This window comes from Streptosporangium sp. NPDC004631, from assembly GCF_053601935.1.
Window position 1 is genome coordinate 31,701 of record NZ_JBSGCR010000002.1, and the last position, 18,738, is coordinate 50,438.

17 protein-coding genes are annotated in these 18,738 nt (G+C 71.4%); 12 read left to right on the plus strand and 5 right to left on the minus strand.

Annotation, left to right across the window (positions count from 1 at the left end; genetic code table 11):
* Positions 1 to 10: 10 nt before the first annotated feature.
* The 5 genes from ACWEF2_RS01840 to ACWEF2_RS01860 all read left to right on the plus strand — a co-directional run bounded on the left by ACWEF2_RS01840 (position 11) and on the right by ACWEF2_RS01860 (position 6,252).
* Complete coding sequence (locus ACWEF2_RS01840; protein ID WP_453811108.1) at positions 11 to 460, plus strand: MaoC family dehydratase; 450 nt, start codon at positions 11 to 13, stop codon at positions 458 to 460.
* Entirely contained in the window at positions 457 to 1,284 is an 828-nt protein-coding gene (locus ACWEF2_RS01845) for an HpcH/HpaI aldolase/citrate lyase family protein (RefSeq protein WP_453811109.1), read from the plus strand. The genes ACWEF2_RS01840 and ACWEF2_RS01845 overlap by 4 nt, the downstream gene beginning before the upstream one ends.
* Positions 1,281 to 2,345, plus strand: a complete 1,065-nt coding sequence (locus tag ACWEF2_RS01850) for a Glu/Leu/Phe/Val family dehydrogenase (RefSeq protein ID WP_453811110.1) — start codon at positions 1,281 to 1,283, stop codon at positions 2,343 to 2,345. The genes ACWEF2_RS01845 and ACWEF2_RS01850 overlap by 4 nt, the downstream gene beginning before the upstream one ends.
* Positions 2,342 to 5,866, plus strand: a complete 3,525-nt coding sequence (locus ACWEF2_RS01855; protein WP_453811111.1) for an indolepyruvate ferredoxin oxidoreductase family protein — start codon at positions 2,342 to 2,344, stop codon at positions 5,864 to 5,866. Before ACWEF2_RS01850 ends, ACWEF2_RS01855 begins: the two co-directional genes overlap by 4 nt.
* A 155-nt stretch (positions 5,867 to 6,021) precedes the next feature.
* The gene (locus ACWEF2_RS01860) at positions 6,022 to 6,252 is read left to right on the plus strand and encodes a DUF2277 domain-containing protein (protein ID WP_453811112.1); all 231 of its coding nucleotides are present in this window, start codon (positions 6,022 to 6,024) and stop codon (positions 6,250 to 6,252) included.
* A gap of 94 nt (positions 6,253 to 6,346) precedes the next feature.
* On the opposite strand, the gene ACWEF2_RS01865 is transcribed toward ACWEF2_RS01860, so the two are convergent.
* A complete protein-coding gene (locus ACWEF2_RS01865) occupies positions 6,347 to 6,709 on the minus strand; it encodes a hypothetical protein (protein WP_453811113.1) in 363 nt (120 codons plus the stop codon).
* 101 nt (positions 6,710 to 6,810) lie between these two features.
* Here ACWEF2_RS01865 and ACWEF2_RS01870 point away from each other — a divergent pair, with 101 nt between their 5' ends.
* Positions 6,811 to 7,011 (plus strand): hypothetical protein, encoded by a 201-nt coding sequence (locus ACWEF2_RS01870; protein ID WP_453811114.1) that lies wholly within the window; start codon positions 6,811 to 6,813, stop codon positions 7,009 to 7,011.
* Between the two features lie 236 nt (positions 7,012 to 7,247).
* Complete coding sequence (locus tag ACWEF2_RS01875) at positions 7,248 to 8,339, plus strand: hypothetical protein (protein WP_453811115.1); 1,092 nt, start codon at positions 7,248 to 7,250, stop codon at positions 8,337 to 8,339.
* Between the two features lie 166 nt (positions 8,340 to 8,505).
* Here the strand turns inward: ACWEF2_RS01875 and lpdA are convergent, their stop codons facing one another.
* A complete protein-coding gene (gene lpdA / locus ACWEF2_RS01880; RefSeq protein ID WP_453811116.1) occupies positions 8,506 to 9,906 on the minus strand; it encodes a dihydrolipoyl dehydrogenase in 1,401 nt (466 codons plus the stop codon).
* Positions 9,907 to 10,173: 267 nt separating this feature from the next.
* On the opposite strand from lpdA, the gene ACWEF2_RS01885 reads away from it, so the two are divergent.
* From ACWEF2_RS01885 to ACWEF2_RS01905, 5 genes are all read left to right on the plus strand, one after another.
* Complete coding sequence (locus ACWEF2_RS01885) at positions 10,174 to 11,082, plus strand: MurR/RpiR family transcriptional regulator (protein WP_453811117.1); 909 nt, start codon at positions 10,174 to 10,176, stop codon at positions 11,080 to 11,082.
* Positions 11,083 to 11,208: 126 nt separating this feature from the next.
* Positions 11,209 to 12,663: an APC family permease gene (locus ACWEF2_RS01890; protein ID WP_453811118.1), complete on the plus strand. Its 1,455-nt coding sequence runs from the start codon at positions 11,209 to 11,211 to the stop codon at positions 12,661 to 12,663.
* Positions 12,660 to 13,979 (plus strand): glutamine synthetase family protein, encoded by a 1,320-nt coding sequence (locus tag ACWEF2_RS01895; RefSeq protein ID WP_453811119.1) that lies wholly within the window; start codon positions 12,660 to 12,662, stop codon positions 13,977 to 13,979. Before ACWEF2_RS01890 ends, ACWEF2_RS01895 begins: the two co-directional genes overlap by 4 nt.
* Complete coding sequence (locus tag ACWEF2_RS01900) at positions 13,969 to 15,144, plus strand: amidohydrolase family protein (RefSeq protein WP_453811120.1); 1,176 nt, start codon at positions 13,969 to 13,971, stop codon at positions 15,142 to 15,144. Before ACWEF2_RS01895 ends, ACWEF2_RS01900 begins: the two co-directional genes overlap by 11 nt.
* 73 nt (positions 15,145 to 15,217) lie before the next feature.
* The gene (locus tag ACWEF2_RS01905) at positions 15,218 to 16,381 is read left to right on the plus strand and encodes a M20 metallopeptidase family protein (RefSeq protein WP_453811121.1); all 1,164 of its coding nucleotides are present in this window, start codon (positions 15,218 to 15,220) and stop codon (positions 16,379 to 16,381) included.
* Between the two features lie 13 nt (positions 16,382 to 16,394).
* On the opposite strand, the gene ACWEF2_RS01910 is transcribed toward ACWEF2_RS01905, so the two are convergent.
* The 3 genes from ACWEF2_RS01910 to ACWEF2_RS01920 form a co-directional block, all read right to left on the minus strand.
* Positions 16,395 to 16,625: a hypothetical protein gene (locus tag ACWEF2_RS01910; protein WP_453811122.1), complete on the minus strand. Its 231-nt coding sequence runs from the start codon at positions 16,623 to 16,625 to the stop codon at positions 16,395 to 16,397.
* A gap of 101 nt (positions 16,626 to 16,726) precedes the next feature.
* Positions 16,727 to 17,494: a DeoR/GlpR family DNA-binding transcription regulator gene (locus ACWEF2_RS01915; protein ID WP_453811123.1), complete on the minus strand. Its 768-nt coding sequence runs from the start codon at positions 17,492 to 17,494 to the stop codon at positions 16,727 to 16,729.
* Between the two features lie 271 nt (positions 17,495 to 17,765).
* Positions 17,766 to 18,731 (minus strand): D-isomer specific 2-hydroxyacid dehydrogenase family protein, encoded by a 966-nt coding sequence (locus ACWEF2_RS01920; protein WP_453811124.1) that lies wholly within the window; start codon positions 18,729 to 18,731, stop codon positions 17,766 to 17,768.
* Between the last annotated feature and the right edge of the window lie 7 nt (positions 18,732 to 18,738).

The window sequence follows — 18,738 nt, forward strand, 5'->3', positions numbered from 1 at the left end:
GTCGTCGTAGATGTCAGGAATGCCGTACGAGGAGCTGGCCGTCGGCCAGATCATCCCGCACGCCACCACGCGGACGGTGACCGAGGCGGACAACACGCTGTTCACGTGCATGACCATGAACCCGCAGCCGCTGCACCTGGACGCGGAGTTCGCCGGGGCGAGCGAGTTCGGCCGGCGGCTGGTCAACTCGCTGTTCACCCTGGGGCTGGTCGTGGGCCTGTCCGTCCCCGAGCTCACCCTCGGCACGACCATCGCCAATCTGGGGTTCGAGAGGATCGACTTCCCGAAGCCGGTGTTCCACGGCGACACGATCCGCGCGGAGAGCGAGATCGTCGCACTGCGGGAATCCAGGTCACGTCCGGACGCCGGGCTGATGACGGTCGACCACCGTGGGATCAACCAGCGGGGCGAGGTCGTGTGCCTCGCACGCCGCGTCGCCCTGATGCGGAGGAGACCGTGAGCGCCCGCCCGGCTCCGGCGGTGCTCTTCGCCCCCGGCCACCGGGCCGAGGTGCTGAGAAAACTGCCCAGGAGCGCGCCGGACGCGGTGGTCATCGACCTTGAGGACAGCGTGCCGGCCGCGGCGAAACCGCTCGCCCGGGAGAACGCGCGCGACCTGACGGCGGAGCTCGCCGCGGTGGCTCCGGCGCTGCCCGTCTATCTGAGGGTCAACCCCGCGGGCTCCCCCTTCTTCGAGGACGATCTCGCCGCGCTGCCGGACGGCCTGGCCGGCGTCGTCCTGCCCAAGCTGGAGTCGCCCGGCCGGCTGGCCCGTATCCCGGGGCTGCCGGTGATCGCCGGAATCGAGACCGCGGCCGGTGTGGCGCGAGTGGAGCGGCTGCTCGTGGGCCCGGTCGTCGCGTGCTACTTCGGTGCCGAGGACTTCGTCACCGACATGGGCGGGCGGAGGACCCCGGCGTCGACCGAGGTGCTCTACGCCCGGTCCCGTGTCGCGCTGGCCGCGCGCCTGGCGAATGTCGTCGCCCTCGACCAGGCGGTGGTCGAGATCTACGACACCGAACGGTTCCGCCGGGACGCGGCGGTGGGCCGCGCGATCGGCTACGCGGGCAAGCTCTGCCTTCACCCCGCCCAGGTCCCCCTCGCCCAGGCGGCCTTCGGGCCGTCGGCCGCGGAGGCCGAGCGGGCCGAACGGATCATCCGCGCCTACGAGGCCGCCGGGGAGGGCGTCATCGTCGACGACGGACAGATGATCGACGGACCGCTCGTCCAGCGGGCCCGCGCGATCGTCGACGCCGCAAGGAGACTGAAAGGAGATCCGCGATGAGTGTGTTCGGCAGAATGGCCGGGTCCGGGTACGAGCAGGTGGTGTTCGGCCACGACGAGGAGACCGGGCTGCGCTCGATCATCGTCATCCACGACACCTCGCTCGGCCCCGCCCTCGGCGGCGTTCGGATGCACCCGTACGACAGTGAGGACGCGGCGCTGGAGGACTGCCTGCGGCTGGCACGCGGCATGACCTTCAAGGCGGCCGTGGCCGGACTGCACCTCGGCGGGGGCAAGAGCGTGATCATAGGGGATCCTCGGACCCAGAAGACCGAGGCGCTGCTGCGGGCGCACGGCCGGCTCATCCAGACCCTGGGCGGCCGCTACATCCCCGGCATCGACATCGGCACGGATCAGGCCGACATGGACGTCCTCGCCCACGAGGTCGCGACCGTGTCCTGCGACGGAGAGGACCCGTCCCCGCAGACCGCCCTCGGCGTGCTGGAGGCGATCAGGGCCGGCGTGCGCGCGGCGTTCGGCACCGACGTCCTGTCCGGTGTCCGCGTGGCGGTCCAGGGGGTCGGGCACGTCGGCGGCGCGCTCGCACGCCTGCTCTCCGCCGAGGGCGCGAGACTCCTGATCGCCGACGTCGACGAGACGAGGGCGGCGGCACTGGCCGAGGAGCTTGGCGCTGAGGTCGTCGACGTGGCCGATGTCGCGTCGGTGTCGTGCGACGTCTACGCTCCGTGCGCGTTCGGCGGGGTCGTCAACGAGACGACGCTGTCAGGGCTGAGGTGCAGGGTCGTCGCCGGCGCGGCCAACAACGTGCTCAGCCACGATCGGCTCGCGGAGAGGCTGCGGGACCTCGGCGTCGTCTACGTGCCCGACTATCTCGCCAACGCCGGCGGACTCGTCTTCCTTGAGGAGGAACTGCTCGGCCACTCCCGGGCGGAACGTGAGAAGCGGATCCGGGGCATCTACCACCTGGCCACCCGGGTCGTCGAGGAGTCGAACCGGCGCGGGGTCTCGACCGTGGTCGCGGCCGACGCGATCGTCCGGGAGCGACTGGCCGCCGCGCGGTCGGCGGGCGCGGCCCAGGTCGCGGTCTGGAGGACACCGTGACCGGTCCGAGAACGGTCGCGCTCACCGACAGGTACAGGCTACTGGACGGGCTGGTACACCTGACCGGTATCCAGGCGCTCGCCCGGCTCCCGCTTGAGCAGGCACGGCTGGACGCGCGAGCCGGCCGGAACACCGCCACGTTCATCAGCGGGTACGAGGGCTCCCCCCTGTCCGGCTACGATCTCGAACTCGCACGCCACATCGACCTGCTGCGCGAGCACAACGTCGTCTTCCAACCCGGCCTGAACGAGGAACTGGCGGCCACGTCGGTCGCGGGCAGCCAGCTCGCGGCGTCGGTCGAGGGTTTCCGGTACGACGGCGTGGTCGGTATCTGGTACGGGAAGGCGCCGGGGCTGGACCGCGCGTCCGACGCGTTGCGGCACGCCAACCTGGCGGGCACCTCCCCCCTGGGCGGAGCGCTCGCCGTCGTCGGCGACGACGGCGGGGCGAAGTCGTCCAGTGTGCCGTCGTCCTCCGAACCGGCCCTCGCCGACCTAGGGATGCCCACGCTCTCACCGGGCGACTCTCAGGAGGTCCTCGAACTCGGCCTGCACGGGGTCGCGCTGTCGAGGGCAAGCGGTCTCTGGGTCGGGCTGAAGATCGCCACCGCGGTCGCCGACGGGGCGTGCACCGTGCGCGTCACACCTGACCTGGTCAACCCGTCGCAGCCGGATATCGAGATCGACGGGCGTCCGTACCGGCACACCGTGACCGGTTTCCTGCTGCCGCCGTGGCTGGCGTCGCTCGAACGGGACCTCTACCGCGCCCGGATGGAGATCGCCCGCCGCTACGCCCGGCTCAACGGCCTCAACCGGATCACCCGTTCCGCGCCGGACGCCCGGATCGGGATCGTCGCCGCCGGAAAGAGCTACCTCGACCTGCGGCAGGCGTTGCGCGCCCTCGGCCTCGACGACGCCGAGCCGGCCGCACGCGGCATCCGGCTGCTCAAGGTCGGCATGGTCTGGCCGCTGGAGCCGGAGATCACACGGGAGTTCGCCGCCGGACTGCGGGAGATCGTGGTGGTCGAGGAGAAGCGGGCGTTCCTTGAGACACAGCTGAAGGAGGTGCTGTACGGGGTGCCGGGGGCGCCGGCCGTCCACGGCAAGACCGGACCGGACGGCAGGCCCCTGCTGGCCCTCGACGGCGAGCTGGACGTCGACGTCATCGCCGCGGCACTCGCCGGACGGCTGGCGGCCCACGGAGACTTTCCCTCCGTCCGGGCATGGCGGGAGCGACGACGTCCCCCCGGGGGCCGGTCACGTCCGCCGCTCCCGTTGCTGACCCGCACTCCGTACTTCTGTTCCGGCTGCCCCCACAACACCTCGACCAAGCCCCCGGAGGGCTCCCTCATCGGCGGCGGCATCGGCTGCCACGCCATGGTCCTGCTCATGGATCCCGGGCAGGTCGGAGACGTGCTCGGACTGACCCAGATGGGCGGGGAGGGAACCCAGTGGATCGGCATGGCCCCGTTCGTCGACAGCGCGCACCTGGTGCAGAACATCGGCGACGGCACCTTCCACCATTCGGGAAGCCTGGCCGTCCGAGCCGCCGTCGCGGCGGGAGTCTCGATCACCTACCGGCTGCTCCACAACTCCGCGGTGGCCATGACCGGCGGACAGCGCGCGGTCGGCGCGCTGTCCGTCCCCGACCTCACCCGGCTCCTGACCACCGAGGGCGTACGGCGCGTCATCGTCACCACCGACGATCCGAAACGGTACGGGAAGGCCGACTTTCCCGTCGGCACGGAGGTCTGGCACCGCGACCGCATCGACGAGGCGCAGCGGGTTCTCGCCGGGGTGGAAGGCGTGACCGTGCTGATCCACGACCAGGAGTGCGCCGCGGAGAAGCGTCGCAAGCGCAAGCGCGGCACGCTTCCGGCCCCGCCGACGAGGGTGGTGATCAACGAGCGGCTCTGCGAGGGCTGCGGCGACTGCGCCTGGAAGTCGAACTGCCTGTCCGTGCAGCCCGTTCAGACCGAGTTCGGGCGCAAGACCCGAATCCACCAGTCCTCCTGCAACGTCGACTACTCCTGCCTCGAAGGGGACTGTCCCTCCTTCCTGGTCGTGCGGCCGGGCCGCGGCGGTCCCCGGCGCCCGCAGGCGCCGGACATCGCGGCCGACGAGCAGCCCACCCCACCGCGGATCGTCGGCGATGAGGACTTCGCCATGCGGATCACCGGCGTGGGCGGCACCGGAGTGGTCACGGTCGCCCAGGTGCTGGCGACGGCGGCCCTGATCGCCGGACGCCACGTACGCGCCCTGGACCAGACGGGCATGGCCCAGAAGGGGGGCGCGGTCGTCTCCGACCTCAAGATCAGCGCTGCCCCCAGGGAGGCGGCCGGCAAGCTCGCCGCCGGCGAGGCCGACCTCTACCTCGGCTGCGACCTTCTGGTGGCGGCCGATCCGAAGAACCTCGCCGTGGCCCACCCGGGGCGTACCGTCACGGTGGCCTCGACGGCGCAGGTGCCGACCGGTGAGATGGTCGTCAACCCCGACGTCGGCTTTCCCGATCCCGACGGCGTCCTCGATCGGCTCCGTGCCGCCGGTCGCGCCGCCGAGAGCGTGTTCGTCGACGCCGGAGCGCTGTCGGAGGAACTCCTCGGCGACAGCCAGTACGCCAACATGCTGCTCGTCGGTGCCGCCTACCAGGCCGGGGCGATCCCCCTGCCGGTCGAGGCCATCGAGGAGGCGATCGGACTCAACGGAGCGGCGGTGGAGGCGAACCGGCAGGCGTTCCGGTGGGGGCGGCAGACCGTCGCCTCCCCCGAGGCGCTCGCCGAGACCCGGGCCCGGCTGCGCTCACCCGGACCGGGCACGCCACCCCCGCCGCCGGAGGGCGTCGGTCGGATACTGCGCCTGGTCGCCGCGGAGCCGGACTCCGAACTGACCCGGCTGGTCGCGATCAGGGTCCCCGACCTCGCCGGTTACGCCGACGCCCGGTACGCCGCCGACTACGCCGGAGTGGTCGAGCGGGTGCGGGCGCGCGAGGCGGCCCTGCTGCCCGGCTCCACCGCGCTCGCCGAGGTCGTCGCGCGTAACCTGTACAGGCTGATGGCCTACAAGGACGAGTACGAGGTCGCCAGGCTGGCCCTGGATCCGGCCGTCGCCGCGGACATCACCACCCGGTTCGGGCCGGGCGCGAGTTACTCGTGGAAGCTGCACCCGCCGATCCTGCGGACTCTGGGGATGCGCCGGAAGATCACTCTGGGGCCGTGGTTCCGCCCGGCGTACCGTGTCCTGCGGGGGATGCGGCGGCTACGGGGCACGGTGTTCGACCCCTTCGGACACGCGGCGGTCCGCCGGGTCGAGCGCGCCCTGATCACCGAGTACCGTGACGTGGTCGACCGTCTGCTCGACGAGCTGACCGCCGGCAACCATCCCGCGGCCGTCGAGATCGCCGAACTGCCGGAGCTCGTGCGAGGCTACGAACACGTCAAGCTGGGCAACGTTGACCGCTACCGCCTCCGGCTCGCCGAGCTGCTGTCGGCCTTCGCCCGGACCGGGCCGCCGGCCGAACCCTGACGTCGCGTGTTCCGGCTCGGCGCAGGGAGGGAAGGGCGACGACGCCTCGCGCGGAGTCGGGCCGGGACGACGCCCGGCGAACCCGGAACGTGACGCCTGGGGGGCGCGCTCCCGGTGCCCCGGTTCTGTCGGCGGGGTGGCGTAGGGTCCCTCCCATGTGCCGGAGTATCAAAACCCTTCGGGAGCCCTACGCCAGCGACGTGACCGACGAGGATGTGCGGGCCGCCGCGCTGCAGTACGTCCGTAAGGTCTCCGGGTTCCGGGCTCCGTCCACGCGCAACGCCGAGGCTTTCGAGCGGGCCGTGGACGTCGTCGCCGCCGCGACGCAGGCCCTTCTCGAAGACCTCCAGCTGAGACAGGCCCCCCGCCGGCGGTCACAGGCGTGAGACCCGGCCCGGTCACCGGGGAAATCCTGCCCGGTCACCGGGGGAGACCCTGGCCGGGCCCCGGGGCGTTCGGCCAGGGAGGACGCGGGCGTGGCTAGCCGACGTTGGCGCAGATCACGTAGACGCTGATGCCGACGTCGTTGTAGCCGTCCTGGCGGCCGAGGCCGATCCAACCGGCCCCGTCGTCGGTGGGGAAGGAGCCGACCAGGATCGCGCGGTTGCCCTGGGCCTCGGCGCCCCCTCCGATGGCCCGCTTGCCGCCGGGGCAGCGGACGACGCGCCGGGTGAAGTTGGGCACGTTGGCGTTGGGCAGCTTGACGATCTGGTAGCCGCTGAAGTCGGCCGCGGAGGGCAGGGGGGCGGAGGCGGCGGCCGGGCCGGCCGCGGCGACCGTCGTCAGACCGGCGCAGCCGATCAGGGCGGCCATGGCGATGGTCGTGAGCCTGCTGTGACGCATGTTCTCTCCTGGGTCTGGTGGTGCCGATGTGGTCACACAAAGTAAATAGATGGATACCTGGAGTGTCCAGGCATGATTCTGTGACCATGAGGTGACTTGCCGTGAGCGGCCCCTCGGCCGTACAAGACCTCGTCGCCGCCCCCGCCCGCCCGGGATGGATGGCCCGCCGGCGCGGGCGGGTGGACGCGGCCGGCGGGCTCACCCTCCGGGCCGCCCCCTCTCGCCGCGCCTCCGGCGTCTCCCGTGTCCCCGGTGGCCCGGTGGTCACGGTGGTTTCGGAGGGGGCGCCGAACTCGCCGTAATCACGTGGGTCTCAGGGGTTGACGGGCCGTGTCCACGCCGTACCATGACGTAAAGTAATCGAACGCGAACCCTCTGTTGTTGGACGGCCGCCCGTTCGGTCCCCTCGCCTCTCGCGTGCGATTACGGGAGCCAAGGAAAGTGTGCAAACCAGACATTTAACTCAACTTCGCTCTGCTCGCCATGTCGGCGGCGCGGTTGTGTCTGGAGGTCCACCCCCCGGCCGATGGAGAACGGCATGCGTCAGTTACGGAAGGTAATCGTCAGGACTCTCTGCGTCGCCCTCATGCTCGCGGCCGGGCTCGTCGCCGTGAACACGAGCGCGCAGGCCGCGGTCCCCAACCGGTGGGGCTTCGCCTACGTCGACGTCCCCAACGGCGTCCCCAACCCCACCCACCAGGCGGGAAGCTGGCCGGCCGCCTTCAACGTCTCGGTCGCGACCCCGCTCGGCGGGCCGACCCTGGTGAGGTTCCCGCAGATCGCGACCAACGGCGGTGTCGTGCACGTCACGGCCGTCTCCGACGGTCCCCACTGGTGCCAGGCCCTGTGGTGGGGGCCTTCGGGCGCCGACCAGTTCGTGGCGGTGCGCTGCTACCGGTACGGCGGGGCCCCGGTGGTCATCCCCTTCACCGTCGTCTTCGAGCAGAGCAGCGGGGTGCTGCCCGCGCCCCAGGGGTTCGGCTACGTCCACTACAGCGGGGTCACGATCGCCACGCAGTTCAACTCCGCCGGAGGCCCGCCCAACACCGTCGTCCCCGGTCCCCCGGGGGTCTGGACGGTCACGCTGCCCGGCCTCGGCTCGACGGGCCGGACCGGCGGCGTCCAGGTGACCGCGCTCAACCCCACGCAGCCGGCCCGCTGCAAGGTGGGCGGATGGGCGTCGGCGCCGGGCGCCCAGGTGGTCCAGGTGCGCTGCCACAACGCTCTCAACGTCCCGCTCAACACCGGCTGGACGCTGACCTACCAGCGCGAACGGGCCATCACCGGGGCGGCGGTCCCGCCGAAGAACTTCGCCTACACCTTCGACAACAACCCGGCCAACCCCGGCCCCTACTCCCCGCTGCCGGTGGCGGTCAACTACAACTCCCAGGGCGGCCTGAACACCGTGCAGACCGCCGGTCCCGGCTTCCGCCTGATCACCTTCCCGGCGGTCGGAGTCCTGCCCGACCACGTCCAGGTCACCGCCTACGGCCCCGGCCCGGAATACTGCAACCTGCTCACCCTCTGGGGCACCGGCGGGCTGAACGCGACCGTCCGTGACGTCGTCTGCTACAACGCCGTCGCCCGAGTGAACCAGCGCTCCCTGACCTCCTACACCTCGGCCCGCTGATCCCGGGCCCGGCACGGGTCTCCCCGCACGGACGCGGCGCCCTGCCCGGCGCCGGCGGCCTCCCCTCGGGAGTCGCCGGCTCCGGCCTCCGCGTGGAAGGCCCGCCTCGCGCGCGGGAATGCCCTCTCACGCGCGGGAAGGCCCGCCGCGCACGGGAGGGCCCGCCTCACATGTTGATCATGTGACCCGCCAGTCCGTGGATCGCCTCCTTGACCGCCTCACCGAGCGTGGGGTGGGCGTGCACGTTCCGCGCCACCTCGGCGACCGTCAGATCCCACTGCTGGGCCAGCGTCAGCTCGGGCAGCAGCTCGGTGACCTCAGGGCCGATCAGGTGGGCGCCGATCAGCTCGCCGTGCTCGGCGTCGCTCAGGATCTTGACGAACCCCGTGATGTCGCCCAGGCCGTGGGCCTTGCCGTTGGCGCTGAACGGGAACTTGGCCACCTTCACGTCGAAGCCCAGCTCCCTGGCTTGGGCCTCGGTGAAGCCGAAGCTGGCGATCTGGGGCTGGCAGTACGTCGCCCGGGGGATCATCACGTAGTCGAGCTCCATCGTCTCGGCGTCCGCGATGGTCTCCGCCGCGACGATCCCCATCGCCTCGGCGGCGTGCGCGAGCATCAGCTTGGCGGTCACGTCGCCGATGGCGAAGATGTGCGGCACGTTCGTACGGCCCCGGCCGTCGACGCGGATGGCGCCCCGGTCGGTCAGGGCGACCCCGGTCCGCTCCAGCCCGTACCCCTCCACTCTGGGCTGGAAGCCGATCGCCTGCAGCACCCTGTCGGTTTCGAGAACCTGCTGCCGCCCGTCACGCGAGACCGTCACGCGGACCCTGTCGCCGGAGTCGTCGATGGACTCCACGCGGGTCGAGGTCAGGATCTCGATGCCGAGCCGCTTGTAACGCCGTGCCAGCTCGGCCGAGACCTCCTCGTCCTCCAGCGGGACGACGCGGTCGAGGAACTCCACGATCGTCACCTTGACCCCGTAGTTGTGCAGGATGTAGGCGAACTCGACGCCGATCGCGCCCGCGCCCGCGATGACGATGCTCTCGGGCAGTTCCTCGCTCAGGATCTGCTCCTCGTACGTCACCACCCGGTCCGTCACCGACGTCCCCGGCAGCAACCTCGTGGTCGCCCCCGTCGCGATGACGCAGTGGTCGAACGTCACCGTCCGCTCGCCGCCGTCACGGCCGGTCACCAGCAGGGTGCCGGCGTCGGCGAACGTTCCCCACCCGTCGTACTCGGTGATGCCGTTCTTCTTCATCAGGTAGTGCACGCCCTTGACGCGCCCGTCGGCGACCTTGCGGCTGCGCCTGAACGCCTCGCCGTAGTCGAAGGTGACCTCGCCCTCGACGCGGATGCCGAACGTCTTGGCCTCGCGGGTGAACAGGTGGGCGAGTTCGGCGTTGCGCAGCAGCGCCTTGGAGGGGATGCATCCCACGTTGAGACAGACGCCGCCCCAGTAACGGTCTTCGACAATCGCGGTGCTCAGCCCCAGCTGGGCGGCCCGGATCGCGGCCACGTATCCTCCGGGGCCCGCACCGAGGACTACCACGTCATAGTGAGTGCTCATGGATCGGACAATATTCAATGCGGGGCCGTCCGGGGTGTGGCGGGATCCGATTTCGCGTCACCGTCACCGTGGGCGGCGGGTGTGCCCCGGGGCGGGCGGTGGTGGGGGGAAGGGAGACCCTGGAGGAGAGACCCGGGCGCGGAAACCGGCCGATCGGGATGGGAGAACCGGCGGGAACCCCTCCGTTTGTGGTCGACCCGTTCGCCGGGCATGCTGGCCGGCCAGGACGAGGGGTTGGACAACCCGATACGGCGGAGAGGGGTTCCGATGACCGATGAGGACGGCAGGAAGGCGGGGGGCGACCTGTCCGGGGACGGCGCGGAGGTCTTCGTCTCGGTCGCGGAACGGGTACGGCGCAGCCTGACCGACTCCTCGCCGGGGGAGCGGCTGATCGCCAGGACCCTGCTGGCGAACTACCCCACGGCCGGGCTGGAGACCACGGCGCGACTGGCCGAACGCGCGGGGGTGAGCGCCCCGACCGTGGTCAGGTTCGTGGCCCGGCTGGGTTTCGGGGGATACCGGGCGTTCCAGCAGGCGCTGCGGGACGAGATCGAGGCCCGGCGGGCCTCGCCGCTCACGCTCGCCCAGCAGCTCGGCTACGGGGTGAGCCCGGACTCGCTGCGGGTGACGGCCGGATCGACCTTCCGGCAGCGGCTGGACGAGTCCTTCGCGGCGCTGTCGGACTCCGAGCTGGAGGCGGTGGTCGCCCTGCTGGCCGACCCGGGCCGCCGGATCGCGTCGATCGGGGGACGGTTCTCGCACCTTCTCGCCGAATATCTCGACCTGCATCTGCGGCAGCTGCGGCCGGGTACCCGCGTGCTCGACGCCCGGCCGGAGAGCCTGGCCGCCTTCTCGGTGGACATCGGGCGGCGCGATGTCGTCGTGGTCTTCGACTACCGCCGCTATCAGCGTGACATCGTGGAGTTCGCCCGCCGCGCGCACGACAGGGGGGCCAAGGTGGTGCTCTTCACCGATCCGTGGCTCTCTCCCGCGTCGGAGATCGCGGATCTGGTGATCTCCGTCCGGGTCGAGGTGCCGAGCCCGTTCGACAGTCTCGTCCCGGCGCTCGCGCTGGTGGAGACGGTGGTCGCGGGGGTGACGGTGCGGCTGGGGAAGGCCGGTGAGGAACGACTGCGGCAGTGTGAGGAGATCGTGGGCGACGTCACGCTCGGCTGACCGGCATGTCCGGATAGATCTGCAATAAAAATTTCACAAGTTCTTGTTAACGGTCTTGGTGAAAGCTAAATTTCATCGACAAGTGCTGGTTGTGTCACCGGCGCCGTTGTCACCCCAGGAGGTGCCATGACCGAAGAACTGCGCCCGCCTCGCAAATTACGCCTGTGGGAGGCGCTGGCCCTGTCCGTCGGGCTGATGAGCCCCACCCTCGCCATGGCCCTGAACGGCGCCGGAGTGGTGACCAAGGTCGGCAAGGCCGTGCCGCTGGTCTTCGTGCTCGGGCTGTTCGGGGTGGCGCTGGTCGCCTACGGGTTCGTACGGCTGACCCGCCACTTCAACCACGCCGGATCGGTCTACGCCCTGGCCGGGGTCACCCTGGGGCCCCGGGCCGGGTTCTTCGGCGGATTCGCGCTGGTGGGAACCTACGTCTTCTTCACCGTGTGCACGCTGGCGGCGACCCCGGTGTTCATCGAGGCGTTCGCCACCGCGGTCGGCTTCTCGCTGCACATCCCCTGGTCCGTCGTGGCGGCCGTGGCGTGCGCCGGTGTCTGGATGGTGAACTCCCGCGAGTCCCGCATCACCGCCAGGACCCTGCTGCTCGTCGAGGGCGTCGGCATCGCCGGCATGCTGGTGCTCAGCGCCGTCATCGTCTTCCGCACCGGGAGCGGGAGCGCCCCCGCCGGGCAGACGCTCGACCTGTCGGCGTTCGGATTCGGCGGCACCACGGCGAGCGCGGTGATGACCGCCCTGGTGTTCGCGTTCCTGTCCTGGGCGGGCTTCGAGGCGTGCGCCTCGCTGGGCGAGGAGACCGCCGACCCCCGGCGTAACGTGCCGCGCGCCCTGGTGGGAAGCGTGCTGCTCACCGGCGGCCTGTACATCTTCGTGATGTTCGCCCAGACCATCGGCTTCGGCACCGACGCCAAGGGGGTCGCCGCGTTCGCCGGCGCCGAGTCCTCGCTGTCGGCCCTGGCGCAGAACTACCTCGGCACCTGGTTCCTGCTGGTCATCGCCTTCACCGCCGCGGCGTCGGCGTTCGCGTCCGCGATCAGCTCCAGTGCGGCGGCGAGCCGCCTCATGTTCGCCCTCGCCAGGGACGGCTTCGGCCCGAAGCCTCTCGCCCGGGTCAACCCGCGCTCCGGGACCCCCAACGTCGCCCTGGGCGCCGCGCTGGCCGTCGCCCTGATCGGCGACCTGATCCTCAACGTCACCGGCGTCTCCGCCTTCGACACCTACTACTGGTTCGCCACGCTCGGCGTGCTCTGCCTGCTGGTGGCCTACGCGGTCGCCGGGGCGGGCGTGATCGCCTTCATTCTCTCCGGCCGGGGGCGGATCCCCCGGTATGAGATCGTGATACCGGTGCTGGCCATCGGCTTCCTCTGCTTCGTCTTCTACCAGCAGTCGGTGGGACAGACCAGCCCGTACAACTACTTCCCGTGGATCGCCGGCGCCTGGTGCCTGGCGGGACTGGCGACCGTGCTGGTCGCGCCGCAACTGGCCCGCCGGATCGGCGAACGCCTCACCGCCGAGCTGACCAGGACCGACGCCATCGCCGCCGCCGAGAAGGAGGCGGCCCAGGCATGATCCTGTCCCCCTACCAGGAGAATCCCGCCATGAACGCAGCAGTGCCCACCGTCTTCACGGCGACCTGCGACCTGGCCGCGCAGTTCCGCGGCCGTGCCGTACCCGCCTCGCGTGAGGAGGCGCTGCTGCGTGGCGGGACCGGGTGGGTCCCCGCGGACCTGGCCATCACCTGCTTCGGGCCGATCGCCGACAACGTGTTCGGCTCCACGGGTGACCTGCGGCTCATGCCCGACCCCGCCACCCGCGTCGACATCCCCGCGGACGGCGACATACCGGGCACGCGGCTCTACCTGGCCGACCAGACGCTGCCCGACGGAACACCCTGGCAGTGCTGTCCCCGGAGGTTCCTGGCCTCGGCGGTCGAGGAGTTCGGCGCCGAACTCGGCGTCACCGTGATCGCCGCGTTCGAACACGAGTTCACCCTGACGGGCATGCCCTCGGGCCCGTCGTTCTCCTTCGAGAAGTACCGGTCCGCCGAACCGTTCGGCACCGACCTGGTGACGCTCCTGGAACAGGCCGGGTTCGCCCCCGAGACCTGGCTGCCGGAGTACGGCGACGCGCAGTACGAGATCACGCTCAGCCCGGTCGAGGCCCGCGTGGCCGCCGACCGGGCTGTACTGCTGCGCGAACTGGTCCGCGACCTCGCCCGGCGGCGCGGGCTGCGGGCCTGTTTCGCCCCGCTCCCCAACCTGGAGGGCAGCGGGAACGGCGTGCACATCCACCTGTCGTTCTACGACGCCGACGGCAACCCCGCGCTCCACGACCCGTCCAGGCCGGGCGGGCTGTCGGCGCTGGGGACGGGGTTCTCCGCCGGAATCCTGCGCCACGCCCCGGCCGTTACCGCCGTGACGGCCGCGAGCCCGGTGTCGTTCCTGCGCCTGACCCCGCACCGGTGGAGCGCGGGCGGGGCCTTCCTCGCCGAGCGCAACCGGGAGGCCATGCTCCGGATCTGCCCGGGGACAGGCCCGGACGCCGGAGCTCAGCTCAACCTGGAATACCGGGCCGCCGACGCGACCGCCAACCCCTGGCTCGCGCTCGGCGTCCTGCTCAGGGCGGGGCTGGAGGGGATCCGCCGAGGCTACCCGGAGCCGGTCGTCTGGCCGGAGTCGGCCACCGAGTCCGACCTCGTCGTCGTGCCGCCGCTGCCCAAGACGCAGGAGGAGGCGCTGAACGAACTGGAGAGGGACGAGGTCGTCGGCGGTTTCCTCGCCCCCGACCTGCTGCACACCTACCTGTCGGTCAAACGGGCCGAGCTGAACACGCTGGCCGGGCTGGACGACGCGGAGCGCTGCCGGAGGATGGCCGATGTCCACTGAATCCCTTGAGCCTCCGAGTCGGGACGGGTCCCTGGCACGGGCGATCGAGGCGATCCCGCTGGTGGATCACCACGTTCACGGCGCCTTGGCCGAGGACGTGTCCCGGCGGGAGTTCGAGGAGCTGATCACCGAGTCCAACCGGCCGGTGCCCGGCTGGATGACCCAGTTCGACTCCCAGGTCGGCTTCGCCGTCCTGCGGCACTGCGCGCCCGTGCTCGGCCTCGACCCGCATCCGGACCCCGAGACCTACCTCGCGCGCCGTACCGAACTCGGCACCGAGGAGGTCAACAGGCGCCTGCTCGCCGCCGGCGGGATCGGTCACTTCCTGGTCGAGACGGGCTACCTGGGGGAGCGGATCCTCGGCCCCGGCCGGATGTCCACCGTCACCGGCCGCCCGGCCGACGAGGTCGTCCGGCTGGAGTCGGTCGCCGAACGGGTCGTCGCCGACGGGACCGACGCCGCCGGCTTCGCCGCCCGCTTCGAGGCGGCCCTGTGGCAGCGCAGCCGTACGGCACGCGGCCTGAAGACGATCGTCGCCTACCGCCACGGGCTCGACTTCGACCCCCGTCCGCCCACCCCCAACGAGGTGACGGCGGCGGCCGGCCGCTGGCTGCGCACGGTCGAGCGGACCGGGACGGTCCGGGTCGACGACCCCGTGCTGCTGCGCCACCTGATCTGGCAGGGGATCGAGCGCGGCCTGCCGCTGCAGTTCCACATCGGGTACGGCGACCCCGACGTGGACCTCCACCGCTCCGACCCGCTCCTGCTGCGGGGGCTCATCGAGCTGGCCGAGCCCCGGGCGGTCCCCCTGCTCCTGCTGCACTGCTACCCGTTCCACCGCAACGCCGGCTATCTCGCCCAGGTCTATCCGAACGTCTACTTCGACGTCGGCCTGGGAGTGAGCTACACCGGGGCGCGCAGCGTGGCCGTCGTGGCCGAGAGCCTGGAACTGGCCCCGTTCGCCAAGATTCTCTTCTCCTCGGACGCCTGGGGCCCCGCGGAGCTGCACCACCTGGGCGCCCTGCTCTGGCGCCGCGCGATGACCCGGGTCCTCTCCGGCTTCGTCGCGGACGGGGAGTGGACCGAGAGCCAGGCGGTACGGGTCGCCACCATGGTCGGCGCCCAGAACGCCCGTCGTGTCTACGGCCTCGGAGAGGCCGAGTGAACCGCGTCGGCCCTTACCGTTATGAAGAGATCGGCGTTGACGACAGGCACGTCCACACGCTCAGGGGGATTGTGTGAACGACATCCACAGACGGCTCCGGGCCGCGCTCCGCGTCGAGCTGCCCGCGGCCTACGACCTGCGGCGGGAGCTGCACGCCGAGCCGTACGTGTCCGGCAGGGAGGAACCGACGCTCAAGCGTGTGCTGGACGCGCTGCCCCAGGGCACCGCGTCCGAGCGGGTGGCGGAGACCGGCGCCCTTCTCCGCATCGGCGGTGACGGGCCCGCCGTGGGGGTCCGCGGCGAGCTGGACGCCCTGCCGATCATGGAGGAGACCGGCGTTCCCTGGGCGGCGCGGAACGGCGTCATGCACGCCTGCGGCCACGATGTGCACCTGGCCGCGCTGGTCGCGCTGGCCAGGGCGGTCGACCGGGTGGACGGCGTGCCCGCCCCGATGGTCGCGGTGCTGCAACCACGCGAGGAGACCTACCCCTCAGGGGCCCTCGACATCGTCGAGTCCGGCGCGCTGGGCCGCCACCAGGTGGCCGCGATGGTCGCCGCGCACGTCCAGCCGGTGCTCGCCGCCGGGCAGACGGCCTGCACCCCCGGCGCGGTCAACGCCTCCGCCGACGAGTTCACGCTGATCGTCCGGGGGCAGGGCGGCCACGCGGCCTACCCTCAGCTCTCCCGCGACCCGGTCCTGGCGCTCGCCCAGATCATCGTGGCCGCGCAGCAGCTCGTTAGCCGTGACGCCGACCCGATGACGCCGACCGTGGTCACCTTCGGGACGGTGTCGGCGGGCACCGCCCCCAACGCCACCCCGGCCGAGGCGGTCGCCCGGGGTACGCTCCGCACGATGTCGGAGGCCTGGCGCGACCAGCTCCACGACCGGTTCGGCGTGATCGCGGACGGGGTCGCCCGCGCCCACGGCTGCGAGGCGGAGGTGCGGATCGTGCGCGGCGAGCCGGTGCTCGTCAACGACACCCGCCTCGCCGAGGAGACCGCCCGCCTGCTCAACGGCGCGACCCGCCACTCGGCCGCCACCCTGCGCTCCTGCGGAGCCGACGACTTCGCCTACTTCACCTCCCTCGTGCCGTCCCTGATGCTGTTCGTGGGCACCGACACCTCGTCGGGGCTGCACAGCCCAGGGTTCCTGCCGGGTGACGAGACGGTGGCGGCGGTCGCCGAGAGCCTCCTGGCCGCCTACCTCGCCGCCGCCCACCTGATCGGCGGCGGATGAGGGCGACGGGGGCTCAGACCTCCGCGCTTATGCGAACGGGGCCGCCCTTGAGGTCGACCGAGGTGAGGATCCCCGTCGGGACACGGAACACCCGGCCGGGAGCCACCGGCCACCAGAGCCGCCTCCGCGCGACGATCTTTCCGCCCTGCCGGAGGACGACGCGGGGAAACGGGATGTAGCCGAACTCCTCGACACTCGCGGAGGTCTCCTGATCGTCGGGCGCGGGTGGTGAATACTGGGTCATGGATCCCAACTCCTATGTTTCCTGTCAGAGGGCGCATCGGCTGGGGCTCCGGAGCCGGGTGGCGTTGCAGCGCCGCCCGGCTCCTCGAACCATCGGAACCTTCAGGACAGAACGATCACCCCGCCCTTGCGTGTGACGGCGTCCTGAATGCTTGACGGCGGTTCCGCCTCGGTGATGAGACCGGCGAACTCGCCCACGTCGGCGACCCGGTGTCGGGCGATCCGCCCGAACTTGCCGGAGTCGGCCAGCACGTACGAGCGCGTCGCGTTCCTGAGGATCGTCCTGCGTACGGCGATCTCGTCCAGGTAGTAGTCGGTCAGGCCGGCCACGGCGTCGACGCCGCCGGACCCCAGGAACGCGATGTCCGGGTTCAGGTCGGCGAAGAACGCCTGGGCGACCGAGTTGGAGAGCGCCAGATCCCCTCCCCGGAGCCTGCCCCCGCAGACCAGGACCTCCACGCCGGCCCGCTCGGAGAGCTCGGCCGCGACCAGGAGGGAGCAGGTGGCCACGGTTCCGGAGAAGTCCAGCGGCAGGGCACGGGCCACGTCGACGGCGGTGGTCCCCACGTCGATCACGATCGTCTGACCGGGGTGCGTGAGCGCCGCCGCGGCACGCCCGATGCGCGTCTTGGCCTCCGCGGCGGTCCCGGCCCGCTCGGCGAACGGGGTCTCCTCCCCGGCCGCCTGCCCGAGCGCGATCGTCGCGCCCCCGTGAACGCGCGCCAGCCTCCCCCGGCGCTCCAGCAGCACGAAGTCACGCCGGATCGTCTCCGCCGACACGCCGAGCTCGCGCGCGATCTCGTCTGTGCTGACCACCCGGGAGGTCCGCAGCGCCTCCCCGATCCGCGAATGCCGCTCAGCGGGCAGCATGCTTGACCGCTTCTGTGGAATTCTGTGCGTCCATGACGGGAAGTATGCTTCGGTGTTGTTTACACGTCAATACACAACCTTGACGTAAGCGGACTTTTTACCCAAAACGCCGCGGTCGCCCTGGGACGCCTCCGTACGAGGTCAACGGCCTGGCGTGACCCGGATCCGCGTGATCGTCGGCGCTGCCGCCCGCTCCCGGGAAGAAGAGTTCCGGTTACCGGTTCCATACGATGACGTCGACCAGGACGCCCCCCTCCGACGGGGCGGGTGGTCAGTATCCGGTGGCGGGATCAACGAGCCCCTCCAACGGATGACCCGCCCGCAGGTTGCGCACGTTCCGCTCGACCCGCTCGCAGAACATCCGCGTGACGTACTCCGCCGAGTCCGCGCAGTGCGAGGTGATGAGGACCCTCGCGTCGCTCCACAGCGGGTGCCCCTCGGGCAGCGGCTCGGGTTCCGTCACGTCCAGCCCGGCCGCGGAGATCGTCCCCGCCCTGAGGGCCTCGACGAGCGCGTCGGTGTCGATGTGCGCACCACGCGCGACGTTGACGACGACGGCGTGCGCGGGCAGCAGCGCCAGTTCGGCGGCGCCGACGATGTGCCTCGTCTCCGGCGTCAGCGCGAGGGCCAGCACCAGGACGTCGGTCTCGGGAAGTACGGCGTGCAACGCCGACGAGGGCAGCGTCTCCTCGGCCCCCTCGATCTGCTCTGGGCGGCGGCGCACCACTGTGACCCGGCAGCCGAACGGCCGCAGAAGACGGATGAACTCCGAGGCTATGCCGCCGCCACCGAGGATCGTCACCCGCAGACCGTGCAGGGACCGGGGATCCACCGAACACCAGTGAGGCGTCCGGGCCTGCAGGGAGACACCGCGCAGGCAGGCCAGCGTCAACATCAGCGCGTGCTCGCTCACCTGCCCCGCGAACGCCCCCTTCGCGCACGTGAAGACCACGGGACGCCGGAAGACCCCCGACGCCGTGAATCTCTCCACCCCCGCCCACGGAAACTGCACCCACCCGATCCCGGGATGACCGTCCAGCACCGGCCCGAGCCGCTCCGGCTCTCCGGGCACGAGCCACACGAGCCCGTTGGCCTCGGCCGGCGGGACATTGACGCCGCCACCGGCGACCACGGCCTCCAGGACCCTGGAGCGCAGCCGGTCCAGGTCGGGGGAGTTGGCACGGCCGTCGGCCGCTACCTCTTCGACGGACGGGGCGATCGCGATACGGGCTTCCATACCCGAC

What these genes read in the sequence shown, in the direction of transcription:
- ACWEF2_RS01895 (WP_453811119.1), top strand. Translation starts at nt 12,660, where the DNA reads ATGATCCTGTCCCCCTACCAGGAGAATCCCGCCATGAACGCAGCAGTG.
- ACWEF2_RS01915 (WP_453811123.1), bottom strand. Translation starts at nt 17,494, where the DNA reads ATGCTGCCCGCTGAGCGGCATTCGCGGATCGGGGAGGCGCTGCGGACC.
- ACWEF2_RS01840 (WP_453811108.1), top strand. Translation starts at nt 11, where the DNA reads ATGTCAGGAATGCCGTACGAGGAGCTGGCCGTCGGCCAGATCATCCCG.
- ACWEF2_RS01850 (WP_453811110.1), top strand. Translation starts at nt 1,281, where the DNA reads ATGAGTGTGTTCGGCAGAATGGCCGGGTCCGGGTACGAGCAGGTGGTG.
- ACWEF2_RS01910 (WP_453811122.1), bottom strand. Translation starts at nt 16,625, where the DNA reads ATGACCCAGTATTCACCACCCGCGCCCGACGATCAGGAGACCTCCGCG.
- ACWEF2_RS01900 (WP_453811120.1), top strand. Translation starts at nt 13,969, where the DNA reads ATGTCCACTGAATCCCTTGAGCCTCCGAGTCGGGACGGGTCCCTGGCA.
- ACWEF2_RS01885 (WP_453811117.1), top strand. Translation starts at nt 10,174, where the DNA reads ATGACCGATGAGGACGGCAGGAAGGCGGGGGGCGACCTGTCCGGGGAC.
- lpdA (WP_453811116.1), bottom strand. Translation starts at nt 9,906, where the DNA reads ATGAGCACTCACTATGACGTGGTAGTCCTCGGTGCGGGCCCCGGAGGA.
- ACWEF2_RS01890 (WP_453811118.1), top strand. Translation starts at nt 11,209, where the DNA reads ATGACCGAAGAACTGCGCCCGCCTCGCAAATTACGCCTGTGGGAGGCG.
- ACWEF2_RS01865 (WP_453811113.1), bottom strand. Translation starts at nt 6,709, where the DNA reads ATGCGTCACAGCAGGCTCACGACCATCGCCATGGCCGCCCTGATCGGC.
- ACWEF2_RS01875 (WP_453811115.1), top strand. Translation starts at nt 7,248, where the DNA reads ATGCGTCAGTTACGGAAGGTAATCGTCAGGACTCTCTGCGTCGCCCTC.
- ACWEF2_RS01920 (WP_453811124.1), bottom strand. Translation starts at nt 18,731, where the DNA reads ATGGAAGCCCGTATCGCGATCGCCCCGTCCGTCGAAGAGGTAGCGGCC.
- ACWEF2_RS01860 (WP_453811112.1), top strand. Translation starts at nt 6,022, where the DNA reads ATGTGCCGGAGTATCAAAACCCTTCGGGAGCCCTACGCCAGCGACGTG.